Here is a 15,105-nt window from a genome sequence, read left to right as displayed (position 1 = left end):
TGCGTTACTCGGGCAGCGCGTAACGCAGGCTAAGCCAGTTTTCCCGGCTGACTCGGGCCGCCCCCTCCGCATCGCCGACGCGTGCAAACCGGATAATTTCATCGTGCTGGGATACGGAAGTCCGTGCGGCAAAGGATGCGAAGTGCACTCGCTCCACGCGGCGCAGCACCGGAGTGCTTTGTTCCAGAACCTCGGGGATCACGGTATTTCCGCAACGGGCTACGAATACGCCGTGGAAGTCATCATCCGCCAGCAATGCGGCATCCACATTCTGATCCTGCAAGGCCATGGCGAAACGTGCGTTGGCCTCCTCCATTTCGGTAGTGTGTTCCGCCGTCAGGGAGGGAACCACCAATCGCGCAGCCAACTCGTGCATGGCTGCAACCACCTGCTGCGCGCTAATAGTGGATGCCAGGTCGAAGGGGGCAACAATGGTTGCCCGGCCGGGCACGGCGATGGCCAGGCCCGCCCGCTCCAACCGCAAAAGCGCCTCCCGGATGGGGGTCCGGCTCACGCCCAGCCATTGTTCCAACTCGGTATCTTTCAGTCTTTCACCGGGTGCGAATGTTCCATTGACGATGGCATCGCGGAGCGATTGGTACACGTCGTCGCGCAGGAGCGAGCGTTTGTGTACGCCGTGAATGGAGGGGATAGGCATGTTGCAAATGATATACATACTCATCAGGCACTCCGTCCCCGTCTTCTTCCCCCTCAATTGGATGGCCGACGGCGGCACCCGCCTGCCGCCGTCGGCCATCCGGGGAGCGTTCGGGACCTTGACAGATGCGCCGGAACACATGCAATATATTACATATTGTTCTCAAGTGGGGCCCGGCTAACGATCTTCCGCACCTGACGAATGTCCCGCAACCACAACAAGGAGATTCCTGTGGCCATCACCGATTTTGAGCGTTACCCCCTGACCTTTGGGCCCAGCCCGGTGCACCCGCTGCCGCGATTGAGCCAGCATTTGGGCGGCGCACAGATCTGGGCCAAGCGCGAGGACGTCAACAGCGGGCTGGCCTTTGGCGGCAATAAGACCCGGAAACTGGAGTACCTGGTGCCGGACGCGCTGGCCCAAGGTGCCGATACCCTGGTCTCGATCGGCGGGTATCAGTCAAACCACACGCGCCAGGTTGCAGCCGTGGCCGCCAAACTAGGTCTCAAGGCGCGACTGGTGCAGGAAAACTGGGTGGACTGGCCCGACCCGCTGACCGACCGCGTGGGCAATATCCAGCTTTCGCGCATCATGGGCGCCCACGTCACGCTGGATACCGCGGGGTTCGACATCGGCATCCGCAGCAGCTGGGAGCAGGCCATCCATGAGGTGGAGGAAGCCGGCGGCAAGCCCTACGCCATCCCGGCCGGCGCCTCGGACCACAAACTCGGTGGGCTTGGCTTCGCGAATTGGGCTTATGAAGTGGAACAGCAGGAGAAGGAACTAGGGATTTTCTTCGACACCATCGTCGTCTGCACCGTGACCGGCTCAACCCACGCCGGCATGATCGCCGGATTCGCCGGCCAGGACCGGCCGCGCCGCGTGATTGGCATCGATGCCTCCGCCACGCTGCAGAAGACCCGTGACCAGGTGGAGCGGATCGCCCGCAACACAGCCGAGCTGATCGGCCTGGGACGCGAGCTGCGCGACGATGAAATCAACGTGCTGGAAGGTTGGGCCGGGGGCTTCTACGGCATCCCCGTCAGATCGACCCTGGACGCGATCCGGCTGGCCGGTTCCCTGGAAGGGATGATCACGGACCCGGTCTATGAGGGCAAGTCTCTGGCCGGGCTGATAGATCTGGTCAAGAGCCGCGACATTCCTGCAACCAGCAACGTCCTCTACGCGCACCTGGGTGGCCAGCCCGCACTGAATGCTTACAGCGGGCTGTTCCGCTAACCGCGACGTTGGCCAAGGTTGCAGGTTGCGAACGACGGCGGCGGCACCTTCGATGCGCGGTGGCAGGATAGCTGCATGGCCACTCGTCTGCTCCTGCTCTCCGACACCCATATCCCCCAACGCGCAAGGGCCCTCCCCGCACAGGTGCTGGCCGCAGTTGCGGCCGCGGATGTTGTCTTCCACGCCGGCGACTGGATCGACGAGTCAGTCCTGGACGACGTGGAGCACCGTGCGACCCGTCTCGTGGGCGTTTACGGTAATAACGACGGCGACGAGCTGCGGGGGCGGTTGCCGGAGGTGGCCCGGGTGGTGATCGAGGGCATCCGCTTCGTTATGGTTCATGAAACCGGGCCGGCAACGGGGCGGGAGGCACGGTGCTCCGCACGGTTTCCGGACGCGGACGTGCTGGTTTTCGGGCACAGCCACATTCCCTGGGATACCGTGGCGCCCGGTGGCCTGCGGCTGCTCAATCCGGGCTCGCCCACGGATCGGCGGCGCCAGCCAGCCGGCACGTACCTGACGTTGGTCGCCGAAGCGGGAGAACTGCGCGAGGTCACCCTTGTCGCCGTGGGCGGAAGCCCGGGTGCGGCCTAAATCCGAGGACGGCGGCGGCGCCCGGCTGGCGAGGTCAGTTGGGAGCGAGCAGGACCAGAAGTGCTGCGTCGACGTCGCGCACTCGGAGCTGTCCAACCCGGCCCGCGAACTCTCCCAGCCGGTTTTATGCCTGCCGTGCCGAATAGGGCGATCGCGGATAGCACCCAAAGTAGCAGCAGCTTTGTCGCAGGTGTCTGCCAGCGTTTCCGTTCTGGTGCGTGCAGGGCGGCCGATGCCCGAGGACGTGTTCTCAGCGGAGGCGGCTATCGCTCGGTGATGCACGTTATATGCCCCGTGCAGACGTTCTTTGGGCGGCAAGCGTGCCATGATCTGAAGAGGGAGGTTTCCACCCAAGCAGCTAGCTAGGAGAGCAGTGCGCGACGCCACAACTTTAGGTTGGCCCGAGTTATTGGGCCCAGCGATTGCCCTTTTGGCAGTGCTGGTCGCTGTTTTTGTCTCGTGGTTCCAGCTTCGTTATCAGCGGAGTCTGCTGGCTATTGAACGAACTGTAGGTATGCATCGAGACATTACGTCCGGCGAGGTCGGACAAGCGCGGGATCGGCTGTCGGAGTTTATGTGGCGAGTTGGATCGCGAAGCGGCTCCAACCACTGCTATCGACCGTCTTGGGAGGAGCTGTTGGGTGGGACGTATCTATCCCTGGCAGAGGGATCTTCCGATTTGTCGTCATATCCTGCTGACATCGCAAATGGGACCAACGTGACTCCCTCTCGGGACCTGTACAAAATCCTGTGGTGTTTCGAACGAGTGGCTGCGGAGTTCAGCGGCCGTTTGATCGACCAAGAGCTTGCGACTCACCTCTTGGGCAATCACGTCGTCTGGTGGGACGCCCTATGCCTGAACATTCCTTTCCAGGCGACTCGCTACCGGAAGAATCTCAACGACCTTGCTGCCCGATTCGATGAGCTGGACGCCAAGCTTCGGCCGTGGGCTCTTGCCGATTTTGAATAGCTGCGAAGCCAGGGTGACGATGTCGTGGCTGCTCCCAAAGTTACCGGCGAACGGCAGGGCGCGTGCGGGTCCACCAGCCGGTGGATCCGCACGCACAGAGGCTCTTTGAGCGCAGCCGCCCCCTACTCGGCCAAGGCGGCCAGCACTTGCCGGGCAACGTCCTCGCTGGACTGCGGGTTCTGGCCGGAAATCAGGTTCCCGTCTCGGACCACGTGGGAAGTCCAGTCGGCGCCGGTTTCCACGAGGGCACCCTTGCTGCGCAGCACGCTCTCCACGAGCCACGGCGTATTGGGGCCCGTGCCCCCGTTCAGCTCTTCGTGGTCGGTGAACACGGTGAGCCGGCGGCCGGCAAAGAGGAATGTTCCCGAACCGTCGACGGCGCTGAGCAGACCTGCCGGACCGTGGCAGAAGGGGGCGATGATCTTCCCTGCTGCGTCCATCGATGTGAGCACAGTGCCCAGATCGGCGTCCTGATAGAGGTCGGTCATGGGTCCGTGACCGCCAGGCATAACGACGGCGTCGTAACTGCTGGCATCGACGTCTGCGAGGACCAGCGGCGACGACAGCTCCGCGTCAATGCCGGCGAGGTAGGACCGCAGTTCATCGGCCCTTTCCTGCCCGCCAGCGGCCTCGGGGGCCAAACTGACCTCATCAACGGTTGGCTTCCTGCCGCCGGGGGTGGCAATGTGCACGGTGTGGCCGGCGTCGAGCAGCAGGCGATGGGAGACAGCGAGTTCTTCCGCCCAGTAGCCGGTGGGGTGTTCGCTGCCGTCCTTCATGGCGAGGTGATCTGCGGCCGAAACGACCATGAGTATGTTGGCCATTATCTTTCTCCTATTCGGGGCGTAAGCCCGGTGGTGGGAATTTATTGGGACTACCGCGCGGCGCTTAGCTCCGCAAAAGTTGCATCATCGAGCACGACGTCGGCTGCTTTCAGGTTCTCCTCGAGGTGCTTGACCGAGCCGGTGCCGGGAATGGGCATCATCACGGGGGAGCGGCGGAGCAGCCAGGCGAGGGCAACCTGCGCCGTCGTGGTGCCGAGCCGCTTGGCTGCTTCATCCAGCGCGCCGCCGGGCTGTGCCAGTTCACCGGCGGAAATGGGCGCCCAGGGAATGAAGCCGATGCCGTTTTCTGCTGCGTAATCGAGCACGTCCTCGGAGGAGTTGTCCGTGAGGTTGTAGCGGTTCTGTACGGTGGAAACGGTAAAGAATTTGGCCGCGGTCTTGAGCTCGTCAACGCTGACCTGAGACAGGCCCAGCGCCTTGACTTTGCCTTCCTGCTGCAGGTCGCGCAGCACGGCGAACTGCTCCTCGGCGTCCACCTTGGGGTCAATGCGGTGCAGCTGGAGCAGGTCCAGCGCGTCCACCTTGAGTTTGCGCAGACTCAGCTCGGTCTGCTGGCGCAGGTATTCCGCGCGTCCCACCGGCACCCACGTATCCGGCCCAGTACGGGTGAAGCCGACCTTGGTGGCAATTTTCAGGGTGTCCCCGTAGGGGTGCACGGCCTCGGCGATGATTTCCTCGCTGATGTTCGGCCCGTAGGAATCGGCGGTGTCGATGAAGTCAACGCCCAGTTCGACGGCGCGGCGCACGACGGCGACGGCGGCGCGCCTGTCCGCGGGTTCACCCCATACACCGTCCCCGACAATGCGCATGGCGCCGAAGCCCAGGCGGTGCACGGTGCCGAGGTCTTTGAGGTCAATGGTCGACGGCGACTGGCTGCTTTGGGTGTTGTCAATAGTCATGGTGGCGGCAACCACGGGTGGTGCGTCGATATTCCGGAGCGGATATGTGTACCGGACGTCACCACCACCAGCCGAGCCTTCACCGGGCTGCCCGGTCGACGCCGTCGTAATTCGGTGCAGTGGAAATCATCAGCAAACTGCGCAATGCTGGGACTATGACTGAAACCGAAGGAAAACTGACAGTTGACCGCGTAATTGACGCCCCGGCAAAGGAGATCTTCAAGCTCCTAAGCAACCCGGCGAACCATGCTGAGCTCGATGGCTCGGGGATGGTGCGCTCGGATGAGAAGACGGACCGGATCACCGCCGTTGGGCAGGTGTTCACGATGAACATGTTTTGGGACAAGATGGGCGGGGAGTACCAGACGGATAACCACGTGGTGGGGTTTGATCCGAACAAACTGCTGGCGTGGAAGACGGCCGAAGCGGGCAAGGAACCGGCCGGCTGGGAATGGGTCTGGGAGCTGGAAGCGACCTCCCAGGATTCGACTAATGTCTCGCTGACCTATGACTGGAGCAAGGTGACGGACAAGGACGTATTGCGGCAGATTTCCTTCCCGGTGGTGGAAGCGCACCAGCTGGAGGGCTCGCTCGGGAAGCTGGCCGAAGTCGTGGCCGGGCCACACCACACCAACTGATGTACCGGGCCTGAGGACATCGCCGGTTATGGCTCGCGAATGGTGTTTACCGGCCGCATCGCGGGGCTGGGGACAACCTCCGGTCTGCGCGCGGTGGTCGGAATGTGGGCGCAGTCGCCGTTTGGGCCGTTCGCCGATGTGATGGTGGAAATGCGGTCCGGACACAGGATGCTGCTGGCCCCGAGTGCTGAAATAGCCGACTTTGTTTCAAGCACTTACGGCTTTGATGAGACGCTGCTGGTTCCGGTAACGGCCTCCCTCGACGCCTGGAATGAGACGAAGATTCTGGTGGTTGAAGCCGGGCCACTGCGGATCCGGGCGGATGTAGGCGCCAGATCCATTCTGGGTTATGCGGCTGCGCTGCTGCCGCGGCGTCTGGCGGTCCACCCGGGTTGGCTGCGCGCCGTCAGCCCGGTGGCCGCCCGGCTGAGTCCCGGCGTCCGGACCGCTGGTTCCGCACAGGACGGCCGTCGGGAGTTTTATGGGGTCACCGATATCTGGCGGATAGATTCGGCCGTAGTGAGCTGGGACGGGTGCGACGCCGGCGGGCTGGCACAGATCCGGCCACCGGTCAGGTTCGGGTTCAGCAGCGTACCGTCGCGCCCCAGCGTTGCAACTGTGCAGACCACGGTGCTGATGGAGCAGTCGTGACCTCCATCGACCACGCCGTTGCTGCGGCTATATGCTAAGCGGCATGAGTAATTCCGCGTCCGACGGTCCCGATGCCAACCACCAACGCCCGGACGGGGTGACTGACGCGACCGTCACGGCCCTTGGTAAACTGTCCGAGGCCCTCGAAGTCGTCGAACACGCCCGCGGTTACCTCTACGGATTTCATCGGCTGACCGGTAAAGCGGACCTGGCGCTGGGCGAGGCAGTCGATCTGTTCCGCGAAGCCGGTCACACCGGGCTGGCGGATAGGTTGGAGCAGGAGATTGTGGGCCGGAACGTGATCGACGGCCGGTGGACATTCCAGGTGGTCGAGGACTACGACGACGGCTATTATGCGCAGTTCAAGGCGGCGGAAAAACTGGCCCGCCAGGAGCTTGTCGACGGGAAGCGGCACCTCTTCGAGGCAGAGATGAAGGAAGACCGCCGCACCCATGGGCGTGCGAACCATGAGGCGTTGCCCTCGGAAGCACAGTAGGTCCACGCGCCGGCTGCAAGGACCGGCGCTGTTTTTCGGGCCCGGTCTGGAGTTCTCCACCCCTCAGGCCCATCTTCGAGACGTTATGTTTCCCCGAAACCGGGCACCCCGCTACTGGCTGCCGCTGCCGCCGGCCACGGTGTAGCTCCATAGCTCAGCGGAAAGGCCGACAGGCCGCTGGCGGGGGGTGTCGCCGTCGGCCTGTACGGGGTCAGCCTGTCCGTGCCCGGCACCGAAACTGCGCGAGTTTTTCCACGCTTCGAAGGATTCCTCGTCCCGCCAGCGGGTCACGACCAGCCACGTGGTGCGCTCGTCGGCGGGCTTGAGAAGCTCGAAGCCTTCGAAACCCTCCTGCCCGTCAACGGCACCGGCGCGGGCGGCAAAGCGCTGCGCGAGCTCGTCGCCGCTGTCCGCAGGAACGGTGATGGCGTTGATTTTCACTATGCTCATGAAGCCATTATGTCCGGCTACGCTGGGAAGATCCTGCGGGCGAACACCGAAGGCACCTCTGGACCGTAGCGTTCCGTCAGGACCAGAGACGGCCGACGGCGTCAGCGACCGCCGCCGCTTGATCCTTACCGGCGCGGGCAGCGGCTGCACGGAAGGCGGGGTCGAGTGAGTTGCGGCCCATGGCTCGCTTGGCGGCGTCGTTGGGGGTGATCAGCAGGGTGCGCACGCCGGGGCCCAGCGCAGCCAGCTGACCCGCCACCGACCAGCGTTTCCGAAGTGATACGGCGATGGGGGCGAGGACGACGACGACGTCGCAGCCAGCGGCAAGGTCGGCGTTGGTGGCGGAGAGAGAGCCGCCGTCGATATAGCGGTGGGTGCCGATGGTAACCGGCGGCCAGACGGTTGGAACGGCGCAGCTGGCAGCGACGGCGTCGACCAGAGAAACGCCGCCGGTGGCAAGAAGGCTGTCTTTGCTGAAGACGCGGCGCTCGCCAGTGCTGGCGTTGATGGCGGTTATGCGCAGGTCGGTGTCCGGCCAATCGGCGCAGGGAACGCGCCGGGCGATGATTTCCCGGCGCTCGGCCTCGCTCACGGTCTTGGCGCGCAGAGCTGCACTGCCGATCCGCCGGGCGATGGTCTGGTCGGAGGCGGGGAGGAGCTGCGGGCCGAGGAAACGGGCGAGGTTGCTGATGCCGAGCCTGGCGGCCCTTTCGCTCCCGCGGTCCGCGATTTGAGCGTGGTAAGCGTCGTTGGCCTGGATGCCGGAAGTGAGGGTGGCGGCGACGCTGGAACCGGCGGAAGTTCCAATGATGCGGTCCGCTTCGCTAAGGCGGATACCGCGATCGGCGAGTCCGGCGATCAGCCCGGTTTCCCAGCCAATGCCGGTGACGCCGCCGCCGCCGAGGACGAGTGATCTGCTGGTGGTCATGGGGCTCCTCGCCGGATACTCACAATGAATGGTCGCGTTAAAACTCCTCTGCCGCTTTGAGGGTATCAAAGCGGCAGAGGGCGACGACTGGGCTCAAGGCCCCGGCGGGTGCGGAAAGCTCCGGCTAGCCCGCGTTCCCGCGCGAAAGCAGATTTCCAGTGGGCGTTTTCCCGTCCACTTCGCTGCCGCGCAAAAAGGTCCTGCGGACCAGGCCGGTCAGGGTTTTTCCGTCGTAGGGCGTGATCGGGTTTTTGTGCTTGAGCTTGGAGACGTCCACAACATAGTCTTCCTCGGCGGCGAAGACCACCAGATCCGCGTCGTACCCTGTGGCCAGCTGACCCTTGGATCCCAGCCGGGCGAGGGCGGCGGGTTTCGCGGACATCCAGGAAATAACCTGCTCCAGTGGGATGCCGCGGCTGCGGGCGTCGGTCCAGATCAGGGACAGTCCCAGCTGCAGCGAGGAAACGCCGCCCCAGGCCACGGCAAAGTCGCCGTGTTCCAGGTCCTTGAGGTCCAGGGTGCTGGGGGAGTGGTCGGAGACGATGCAGTCAATGGTGCCGTCCTGCAGCCCGGCCCAGAGCAATTCACGGTTGCCTGCTTCGCGGATCGGCGGGCAGCATTTGAACGCGGTGGCGCCGTCCGGGATTTCCTCGGCCATCAGGGTGAGGTAGTGCGGGCAGGTTTCCACGGTCAGCTTGATGCCCTCGGCCTTTGCCGCGGCGATCAGCGGCAGGGCATCGGAGGAGCTCAGGTGCAGAATGTGGGCGCGGGCGCCGGTGCGTCGGGCGGCATCGATGACGGCCGCGATGGCAACGTTCTCCGCTCCACGGGGGCGGGAGGCCAAAAAGTCGCTGTAGTGGGTGCCCGGGGTCGCGGGCGCTTCCTCAATGGTGCGGGAGTCCTCGGCATGCACGATCAGCAACGAATCGAAGGTTGCCAGCTCGGCCATGTCCTTTTCCATCTCGGCCGGTTCCAGATGCGGGAATTCGTCTACGCCGGAGTGGATCAGGAAGCATTTAAAGCCGAACGCGCCCGCGTCGTGCATGCTGCGCAGGTCGCCGGTGTTGCCGGGCACGGCTCCGCCCCAGAAGCCAACGTCCACGAAAGCCTGGTCCTGCGCAACACTGCGTTTGAGCGCCAACGCCTCTGCCGTCGTCGTCGGCGGGATGCTGTTCAGCGGCATGTCGATAATGGTGGTGACGCCGCCGGCGGCAGCGGCGCGGGTGGCGGACGCGAAGCCCTCCCACTCGGTGCGGCCGGGCTCATTGACGTGCACGTGCGTGTCAACCAGGCCCGGGATGAGGGTTTCGTCGGCTGCCAGCTCGATGCTGCGGGTGCCTTCCAGACCGGCACCGAGGGGTTCGACGGCGGCAATGACGCCGCCGCGGACGCCCACCTCGCGCGCGGCAATGCCGTCACTGGTGAGGACTCGCTGGCCGCGGATGACGAGGTCAAACATTGAAGGGCTCCTTGGTGTCAAAATCGGGGGTACTTGGTACGGTGCTGCCCGCATCGGCGGTGTTGGATCCACCTTCGGCCCAGTCCAGGGCAATCCGCCGGCCCAGCCGTTCCAGCAGGACGGCGGCGTCCCTGATGCAGATGCTGACATCCGGCTCCAGTTCGGTCAAAGCATACGTTTTGGCGAACCCGGCACCGGAGAGTGTTACCGGATCAAGGGTAGTACGGCCGCAGACGGCAATCACGGGAATGCCGGCGCGTGCGGCGGCCTGTGCCACGCCCATCGGCGTTTTGCCGCCCAGGCTCTGGCCATCCAGGCTGCCCTCGCCGGTGATGACCAGATCAGCTCCCGCAATTCTGCTGTCCAGACCGGTGAAGTCCAGAACCACGTCGATGCCGGGGCGGCGCTCCGCGCCCAGGACGGCCAGGGCGGCGTAGCCCACACCGCCGGCTGCTCCGGCTCCGGGAGCATCGGAGCTGGTGACGGCATGCGTGCCGATGGCGTTGGAGAGCAGCCGGAAGTAGCATTCCAGACCGTGTTCCAGCGCCAGCACATCCGCCGGTGAGGCACCCTTTTGCGGGCCGAAGATTTCCGCCGCGCCATTGGGCCCGAGCAGCGGATTGTCCACGTCGCTGGCCAGCACAATGTTCGCCGCTGCCAGCCGGGGGTCCAGCCCGCAGACGCCCACTTCCGCTAACTGCGCCAGGGCCCCGCCGCCGTCGGGCAACTTCTGCCCGCGTTCGTCCAGCAGTTTTACACCCAGCGCGCTGAGCAGGCCGGCGCCGCCGTCGGTGCAGGCGCTGCCGCCCACACCGAGAACGATGTCCGTGCAACCGGCATCCAGTGCGGCCCGGATCAGGTCTCCGGTGCCGCGGCTGGTGGCAGTCAGGGCAGACAGTTCGCCCTTGTGGAGTACGGCGAGCCCGGAGGCCACTGCCATTTCGATGACCGCCTGGTGGCCGCGGACCGCAAAGTCCGCGATGATCGGCCGGCCGGTCGGCCCGGCCACCGTCACGCTCCGGAGCTCGAAGCCGGAGCCGACGGCGGCGTCCAAAGTCCCCTCGCCGCCGTCGGCCACTGGAATTTGCTCCACTGTCAGCCCCGGCTCCGTGGCCAGCAGACCGGCGGCCAGATGTGCGGCCACCTCCGGCGCGGAGAGTGAACCCTTGAATTTATCCGGGGCTATGACAATGCGCATGGTTTTCTCTCAGTCCAGCAGTGCGATGATCGCGGTGGGGGCGTCCTGGTGCTTCTCGGCCAGTTCTTCGAACTCGGTGACATTGTCCAGTTCGGTGCCCATCGAGATGTTGGTGATGCGCTCCAGGATGACCTCAACGATCACCGGGACCTTGAACTCACCCATCAGCGCCTGCGCCTTCTCAAACGCTGCGGCCAGATCCGCCGGATCCTCCACCCGGATGGCCTTGCAGCCCAGACCCTCGGCAACCTTGACGTGATCCACACCGTAGCCCGCTGTGGTCGCAGCAGAATCAGTGGAGTTGATGTTCTCGAACGCCAGGGAAACCTCGAAGTCCATCTTGAAGCCGCGCTGCGACTGGCGGATCAGGCCCAGGTAGGAGTTGTTCACCACCACGTGGATGTAGGGCAGCTGGAACTGCGCGCCCACGGCCAGCTCTTCGATCATGAACTGGAAGTCGTAGTCACCGGAGAGGGCGACGACGGTCTCGTCGGGTTTGCCGCGCACCACACCGAGCGCTGCCGGTACGGTCCAGCCCAACGGGCCTGCCTGGCCGGCGTTGATCCACTGGCGCGGGCCGAAGACGTGCAGCATCTGCGCGCCGGCGATCTGCGACAGCCCAATGGTGGAAACGTAGGTGGTGTCCTTGCCGAACGCCTTGTTCATTTCCTCGTAGACGCGCTGCGGCTTGATCGGAATGTTCTCGAAGTGGGTCTTGCGCTGCAGGGCACCCTTACGGGCGGAGCAGTCCTTGACCCAGGGGTTGTAGTCCGGGAACGGGCCGTCGGCTTTGCGCTCGCGGGCCACTTCCAGCAGCATGTCCAAAGCGGCGCCGGCGTCGGAGACGATGCCCAGGTCCGGGGCGAAGACGCGGCCGATCTGGGTGGGCTCGATGTCGATGTGCACGAACTTGCGGCCCTTGGTGTACGTCTCGATGCCGCCGGTGTGGCGGTTGGCCCAGCGGTTGCCGATGCCGATCACAAAGTCGGACGCCAGCATGGTTTCGTTGCCGTAGCGATGCGAGGTCTGCAGGCCCACCATGCCGGCCATCAACGGATGGTCATCGGGGAGGATCCCCCAGCCCATCAGCGTCGGGATGACCGGGACATTGAGCAGTTCCGCCAGCTCGACCAGCTGTGCGGAGGCGCCGGCATTGATGATGCCACCGCCGGCGACGATCAGCGGGCGCTCCGCAGCGGTGAGCATGTCCAGCGCCTTTTCGGCCTGGCGGCGGCTGGCCTTGGGCTTGGACACGGCCAGGGGCTCATAGGCATCGATGTCGAATTCGATCTCCGCCATCTGCACGTCGAAGGGCAGGTCCAGCAGTACCGGGCCCGGACGGCCGGAGCGCATCAGGTAGAACGCCTTCTGGAAGGCACCCGGGATCTGGCCAGGCTCCAGCACTGTCATGGCCATTTTGGTCACCGGCGCGGCGATGGAGGAGATGTCCACGGCCTGGAAGTCTTCCTTGTGCAGCTTGGCCACCGGTGCCTGGCCCGTGATGCACAGGATCGGCACGGAATCCGCCCAGGCGGCGTAAAGGCCGGTGATCATGTCGGTGCCGGCGGGACCGGAGGTACCCAGGCAGAGGCCGATGTTGCCGTCGGCGGCGCGGGAGTAACCGTCCGCCATGTGCGAGGCACCCTCGACGTGACGGGCCAGCGTGTGGCGGATGCCGCCGTCGGCCTTCATGGCTGAATAGAACGGGTTGATCGCAGCACCCGGCAGGCCGAACGCCTCGGTGGCGCCCTCCTTCTTCAGGATTGCGATCGCAACATCAACTGTGCGCATCTTGGACATGGGATTCTCCTTCTGGTGTCCCCCGGCCGGCGCTACGCGCCGGTCGGGGGAATTCTGTGAATGGCTATTGCCGGTGTTCCGGCGGTGGAGGACTAGTTAGCTGTGGCGGAGCCGGCAGGGCCGGACTTGCCGGAGAGCTGCTCGACGAGCTTGAACAGGCCCGAGTGGTCAAGGCCACCGTCGCCCTGATTGACCATCGAGCCGACCAGCTGTGCAACCAGGGCGCCGAGCGGGATGGTAACCCCGGCTTCACGGGCGGCGGAGGTGACGATACCCATGTCTTTGTTGTGCAGCTGCAGGCGGAAGCCGGGCTCAAACGAGCGGTCCAGCATTTTCTGCCCCTTCTGCTCGAGCACCTTGGAGCCGGCCAGGCCGCCGCCGAGGACCTTCAGGGCCGCCTGCGTGTCCACGCCGTAGGCCTCCAGGAAGACGATCGCCTCAGCGAGAAGCTCGATGTTGCCGGCCACGATCAGCTGGTTCGCTGCCTTGACCGTCTGCCCGGAACCGGAGGGGCCCACGTGCACAATCGTCTTGCCGACGGCGTTGAGTACGTCAGCGACGGCGTCAAAGTCCGCGGCCTCCCCGCCGACCATGATGGAGAGTACTCCGTCGATGGCGCCCTGCTCGCCGCCGGAAACCGGTGCGTCAAGGGGCTTAACGCCGGCTTCCTTGGCATCCTTGGCGAGGCGGACGCTGAAGTCCGGGCGGATGCTGCTGGCATCGATCCAGTACGCACCGGATTTGGCGTGTGCGAAGACGCCGTCCGGGCCGGACACTACGCCCTCAACATCGGGGGAGTCCGGCACCATGGTGATGACAACATCGGCATCCTTCACGGCGTCGGCGATGCTGGTGGCGCCTTCGCCGCCCGCCTCGACCAGGGCGTCAATCTTGTCCTGGCTGCGGTTGAAGCCGGTGACGGTGAAGCCGGCCTTGACCAGGTTGGTGGCCATGGGCAGGCCCATAATGCCGAGTCCGATAACTGCAACGTTTGTCATGATGAAATCCTTTTGGTCTGCGGGTGTCTCCCCAACTAGGTAGCAGTTGTTGCACTCATTCGTGCTTTTGAGTGCCGTAAGTGCTACCTAGTTGGGATGCGGATGTGCGGTGCGGGCTGGGATGGAGGTGGGTCGTTGTGTTGGCGTGCGGGGATGGTCGCCTAGCGGATCAGCCAGGTGAAGGCCTCGTCCGTGTCCGCTTTGTATTCGAGTCCGATGTAACCGTCGAAGCCGAGGTCACGGCTCTTGGCAATCCAGTCACCGAGCGGGAGCTCACCCGAGCCCGGTGCGCCGCGGCCGGGGGCATCCGCGATCTGAATGTGCCCGAAGTCCTTCGCGTAGCTCGCGATTACCGCATCCACGTCATCACCGTTAACCGAGAGGTGGTAGAAATCCGCCAGCAGCGCGATGTTCTCTGCTCCGGCATGACGGACCTTGCCGATCACGTCCATGGCCTGCGCGGCGGTCTTGATCGGGTAAAGCTCGGCGCCGCTGACGGGTTCCAGCAGCACAGTCCCGCCGATCCTGGCCACGCCCTGGGCCGCCGCGACGAGATTCTTCACTGCGAGCTCATCCTGCTCCTCCGGCGTGAACTCTGCCATTCGGTTTCCGTACAGCGCGTTGAAGGCCTTGCAGCCCAGCCGCTCACCGATGCCGGCGACGACGTCAATATTGTCTTTGAACTCCGAACAACGGCCCTTCCAGGAGACCAGTCCGCGGTCTCCGGCGGGCATGTTTCCGGCGTTGAAGTTCAGGCCGGTGAGCTGGACGCCTGCGTTGGTGATGGCGTTTTCGAACGCGGTGACTTCTGCATCCGCCGGAACCGATTCGGCGAAGGGCCACCAGAATTCGACGGCGTCAAAGCCTGCTGCCTTGGCCGCGGCCGGACGCTCCAGCAGAGGCAGGTCGGTCAGGAGGATCGAACAGTTCACTGCGTACGTCATTGTGGATATCCTTCGCCAGCGTAGTAAGTGATGCAGCGTCAACGCTCTAACGCTACTACTTTCACTATATGAAAATTATATCTTGCCTAATGAAAAGTCTAGGGCTGTCCTCGCGTGCCGTCAACCCCCGGAAGGCTGACGCCGACGGTTTTGGGAGCATGCACGGACGAAAGGACGCTAAGTGCCGCCAAAATGGTGGTTTAGCGGCACCTAGTGGTGTGTCTCAGTTTTGCTTGATGGCTTGGAGTGCGACGCGGCCGCGGGCGACTTTTTCCAGGATGGAGTCTGCGGTCGCGACCCAGATCAGGGGTTTCGGGTGCTCGTTGTTGACCTGAATG

Annotated in this window: 16 protein-coding genes; 6 read left to right on the top strand and 10 right to left on the bottom strand. The window is 64.4% G+C overall.

The window, feature by feature from the left end; translation table 11 throughout:
- Window positions 1–4 precede the first annotated feature (4 nt).
- Window positions 5–658 carry a GntR family transcriptional regulator gene (locus IV500_RS15435; RefSeq protein ID WP_196397707.1) on the bottom strand — a complete coding sequence of 218 codons (654 nt, stop codon included), beginning with the start codon at window positions 656–658 and terminating at the stop codon, window positions 5–7.
- 231 nt (window positions 659–889) lie between these two features.
- On the opposite strand from IV500_RS15435, the gene IV500_RS15430 reads away from it, so the two are divergent.
- The 3 genes from IV500_RS15430 to IV500_RS15420 all read left to right on the top strand — a co-directional run bounded on the left by IV500_RS15430 (window position 890) and on the right by IV500_RS15420 (window position 3,461).
- Window positions 890–1,897, top strand: a complete 1,008-nt coding sequence (locus IV500_RS15430) for a 1-aminocyclopropane-1-carboxylate deaminase (protein WP_196397706.1) — start codon at window positions 890–892, stop codon at window positions 1,895–1,897.
- A 75-nt stretch (window positions 1,898–1,972) separates the two neighbouring features.
- Window positions 1,973–2,491, top strand: a complete 519-nt coding sequence (locus IV500_RS15425; protein WP_196397705.1) for a metallophosphoesterase family protein — start codon at window positions 1,973–1,975, stop codon at window positions 2,489–2,491.
- A 718-nt stretch (window positions 2,492–3,209) separates the two neighbouring features.
- Window positions 3,210–3,461: a hypothetical protein gene (locus IV500_RS15420; protein WP_196397704.1), complete on the top strand. Its 252-nt coding sequence runs from the start codon at window positions 3,210–3,212 to the stop codon at window positions 3,459–3,461.
- Window positions 3,462–3,583: 122 nt separating this feature from the next.
- Here the strand turns inward: IV500_RS15420 and IV500_RS15415 are convergent, their stop codons facing one another.
- Window positions 3,584–4,285, bottom strand: a complete 702-nt coding sequence (locus tag IV500_RS15415) for a type 1 glutamine amidotransferase domain-containing protein (protein ID WP_196397703.1) — start codon at window positions 4,283–4,285, stop codon at window positions 3,584–3,586.
- A 50-nt stretch (window positions 4,286–4,335) separates the two neighbouring features.
- Window positions 4,336–5,205: an aldo/keto reductase gene (locus IV500_RS15410; RefSeq protein WP_196397702.1), complete on the bottom strand. Its 870-nt coding sequence runs from the start codon at window positions 5,203–5,205 to the stop codon at window positions 4,336–4,338.
- 155 nt (window positions 5,206–5,360) lie between these two features.
- On the opposite strand from IV500_RS15410, the gene IV500_RS15405 reads away from it, so the two are divergent.
- The 3 genes from IV500_RS15405 to IV500_RS15395 are packed head-to-tail and all read left to right on the top strand — an operon-like array spanning window position 5,361 to window position 6,990.
- A complete protein-coding gene (locus tag IV500_RS15405) occupies window positions 5,361–5,843 on the top strand; it encodes an SRPBCC family protein (protein WP_196397701.1) in 483 nt (160 codons plus the stop codon).
- A gap of 39 nt (window positions 5,844–5,882) precedes the next feature.
- Window positions 5,883–6,494, top strand: a complete 612-nt coding sequence (locus IV500_RS15400; RefSeq protein WP_196397700.1) for a hypothetical protein — start codon at window positions 5,883–5,885, stop codon at window positions 6,492–6,494.
- Window positions 6,495–6,537: 43 nt separating this feature from the next.
- Complete coding sequence (locus tag IV500_RS15395) at window positions 6,538–6,990, top strand: hypothetical protein (RefSeq protein ID WP_196397699.1); 453 nt, start codon at window positions 6,538–6,540, stop codon at window positions 6,988–6,990.
- 111 nt (window positions 6,991–7,101) lie between these two features.
- On the opposite strand, the gene IV500_RS15390 is transcribed toward IV500_RS15395, so the two are convergent.
- From IV500_RS15390 to IV500_RS15360, 7 genes are all read right to left on the bottom strand, one after another.
- Entirely contained in the window at window positions 7,102–7,440 is a 339-nt protein-coding gene (locus tag IV500_RS15390) for an antibiotic biosynthesis monooxygenase family protein (RefSeq protein ID WP_196397698.1), read from the bottom strand.
- A 76-nt stretch (window positions 7,441–7,516) separates the two neighbouring features.
- Entirely contained in the window at window positions 7,517–8,368 is an 852-nt protein-coding gene (locus IV500_RS15385) for a patatin-like phospholipase family protein (protein WP_196397697.1), read from the bottom strand.
- A 124-nt stretch (window positions 8,369–8,492) separates the two neighbouring features.
- On the bottom strand, window positions 8,493–9,881 hold the full coding sequence (allB, locus tag IV500_RS15380) for an allantoinase AllB (RefSeq protein WP_376770214.1): 1,389 nt from the start codon (window positions 9,879–9,881) through the stop codon (window positions 8,493–8,495).
- Complete coding sequence (locus IV500_RS15375) at window positions 9,820–11,025, bottom strand: glycerate kinase (RefSeq protein ID WP_196397695.1); 1,206 nt, start codon at window positions 11,023–11,025, stop codon at window positions 9,820–9,822. Before IV500_RS15375 ends, allB begins: the two co-directional genes overlap by 62 nt.
- 9 nt (window positions 11,026–11,034) lie before the next feature.
- Window positions 11,035–12,825 (bottom strand): glyoxylate carboligase, encoded by a 1,791-nt coding sequence (gene gcl, locus IV500_RS15370; RefSeq protein WP_196397694.1) that lies wholly within the window; start codon window positions 12,823–12,825, stop codon window positions 11,035–11,037.
- Window positions 12,826–12,917: 92 nt separating this feature from the next.
- Window positions 12,918–13,823: a 2-hydroxy-3-oxopropionate reductase gene (locus IV500_RS15365; RefSeq protein WP_196397693.1), complete on the bottom strand. Its 906-nt coding sequence runs from the start codon at window positions 13,821–13,823 to the stop codon at window positions 12,918–12,920.
- 161 nt (window positions 13,824–13,984) lie between these two features.
- Window positions 13,985–14,767, bottom strand: coding sequence for a hydroxypyruvate isomerase family protein (locus tag IV500_RS15360; RefSeq protein WP_196397692.1), 783 nt, complete (start codon window positions 14,765–14,767; stop codon window positions 13,985–13,987).
- Window positions 14,768–15,105 lie beyond the last annotated feature (338 nt).

Origin of the sequence: Arthrobacter terrae, assembly GCF_015708085.1 — a bacterium.
Lineage (GTDB): Bacteria > Actinomycetota > Actinomycetes > Actinomycetales > Micrococcaceae > Arthrobacter_M > Arthrobacter_M terrae.
The sequence above is the reverse complement of the archived record's forward strand: the minus strand, read 5'-3'. Positions and strand labels throughout refer to the sequence as shown.

Bases quoted from the DNA above. Each gene is read 5' to 3' on its own strand.
- IV500_RS15435 (WP_196397707.1), bottom strand. From the start codon at position 658: ATGCCTATCCCCTCCATTCACGGCGTACACAAACGCTCGCTCCTGCGC.
- IV500_RS15425 (WP_196397705.1), top strand. From the start codon at position 1,973: ATGGCCACTCGTCTGCTCCTGCTCTCCGACACCCATATCCCCCAACGC.
- IV500_RS15415 (WP_196397703.1), bottom strand. From the start codon at position 4,285: ATGGCCAACATACTCATGGTCGTTTCGGCCGCAGATCACCTCGCCATG.
- IV500_RS15410 (WP_196397702.1), bottom strand. From the start codon at position 5,205: ATGACTATTGACAACACCCAAAGCAGCCAGTCGCCGTCGACCATTGAC.
- IV500_RS15405 (WP_196397701.1), top strand. From the start codon at position 5,361: ATGACTGAAACCGAAGGAAAACTGACAGTTGACCGCGTAATTGACGCC.
- IV500_RS15400 (WP_196397700.1), top strand. From the start codon at position 5,883: ATGGTGTTTACCGGCCGCATCGCGGGGCTGGGGACAACCTCCGGTCTG.
- IV500_RS15395 (WP_196397699.1), top strand. From the start codon at position 6,538: ATGAGTAATTCCGCGTCCGACGGTCCCGATGCCAACCACCAACGCCCG.
- IV500_RS15390 (WP_196397698.1), bottom strand. From the start codon at position 7,440: ATGAGCATAGTGAAAATCAACGCCATCACCGTTCCTGCGGACAGCGGC.
- IV500_RS15385 (WP_196397697.1), bottom strand. From the start codon at position 8,368: ATGACCACCAGCAGATCACTCGTCCTCGGCGGCGGCGGCGTCACCGGC.
- allB (WP_376770214.1), bottom strand. From the start codon at position 9,881: ATGCGGGCAGCACCGTACCAAGTACCCCCGATTTTGACACCAAGGAGC.
- IV500_RS15375 (WP_196397695.1), bottom strand. From the start codon at position 11,025: ATGCGCATTGTCATAGCCCCGGATAAATTCAAGGGTTCACTCTCCGCG.
- gcl (WP_196397694.1), bottom strand. From the start codon at position 12,825: ATGTCCAAGATGCGCACAGTTGATGTTGCGATCGCAATCCTGAAGAAG.
- IV500_RS15365 (WP_196397693.1), bottom strand. From the start codon at position 13,823: ATGACAAACGTTGCAGTTATCGGACTCGGCATTATGGGCCTGCCCATG.
- IV500_RS15360 (WP_196397692.1), bottom strand. From the start codon at position 14,767: ATGACGTACGCAGTGAACTGTTCGATCCTCCTGACCGACCTGCCTCTG.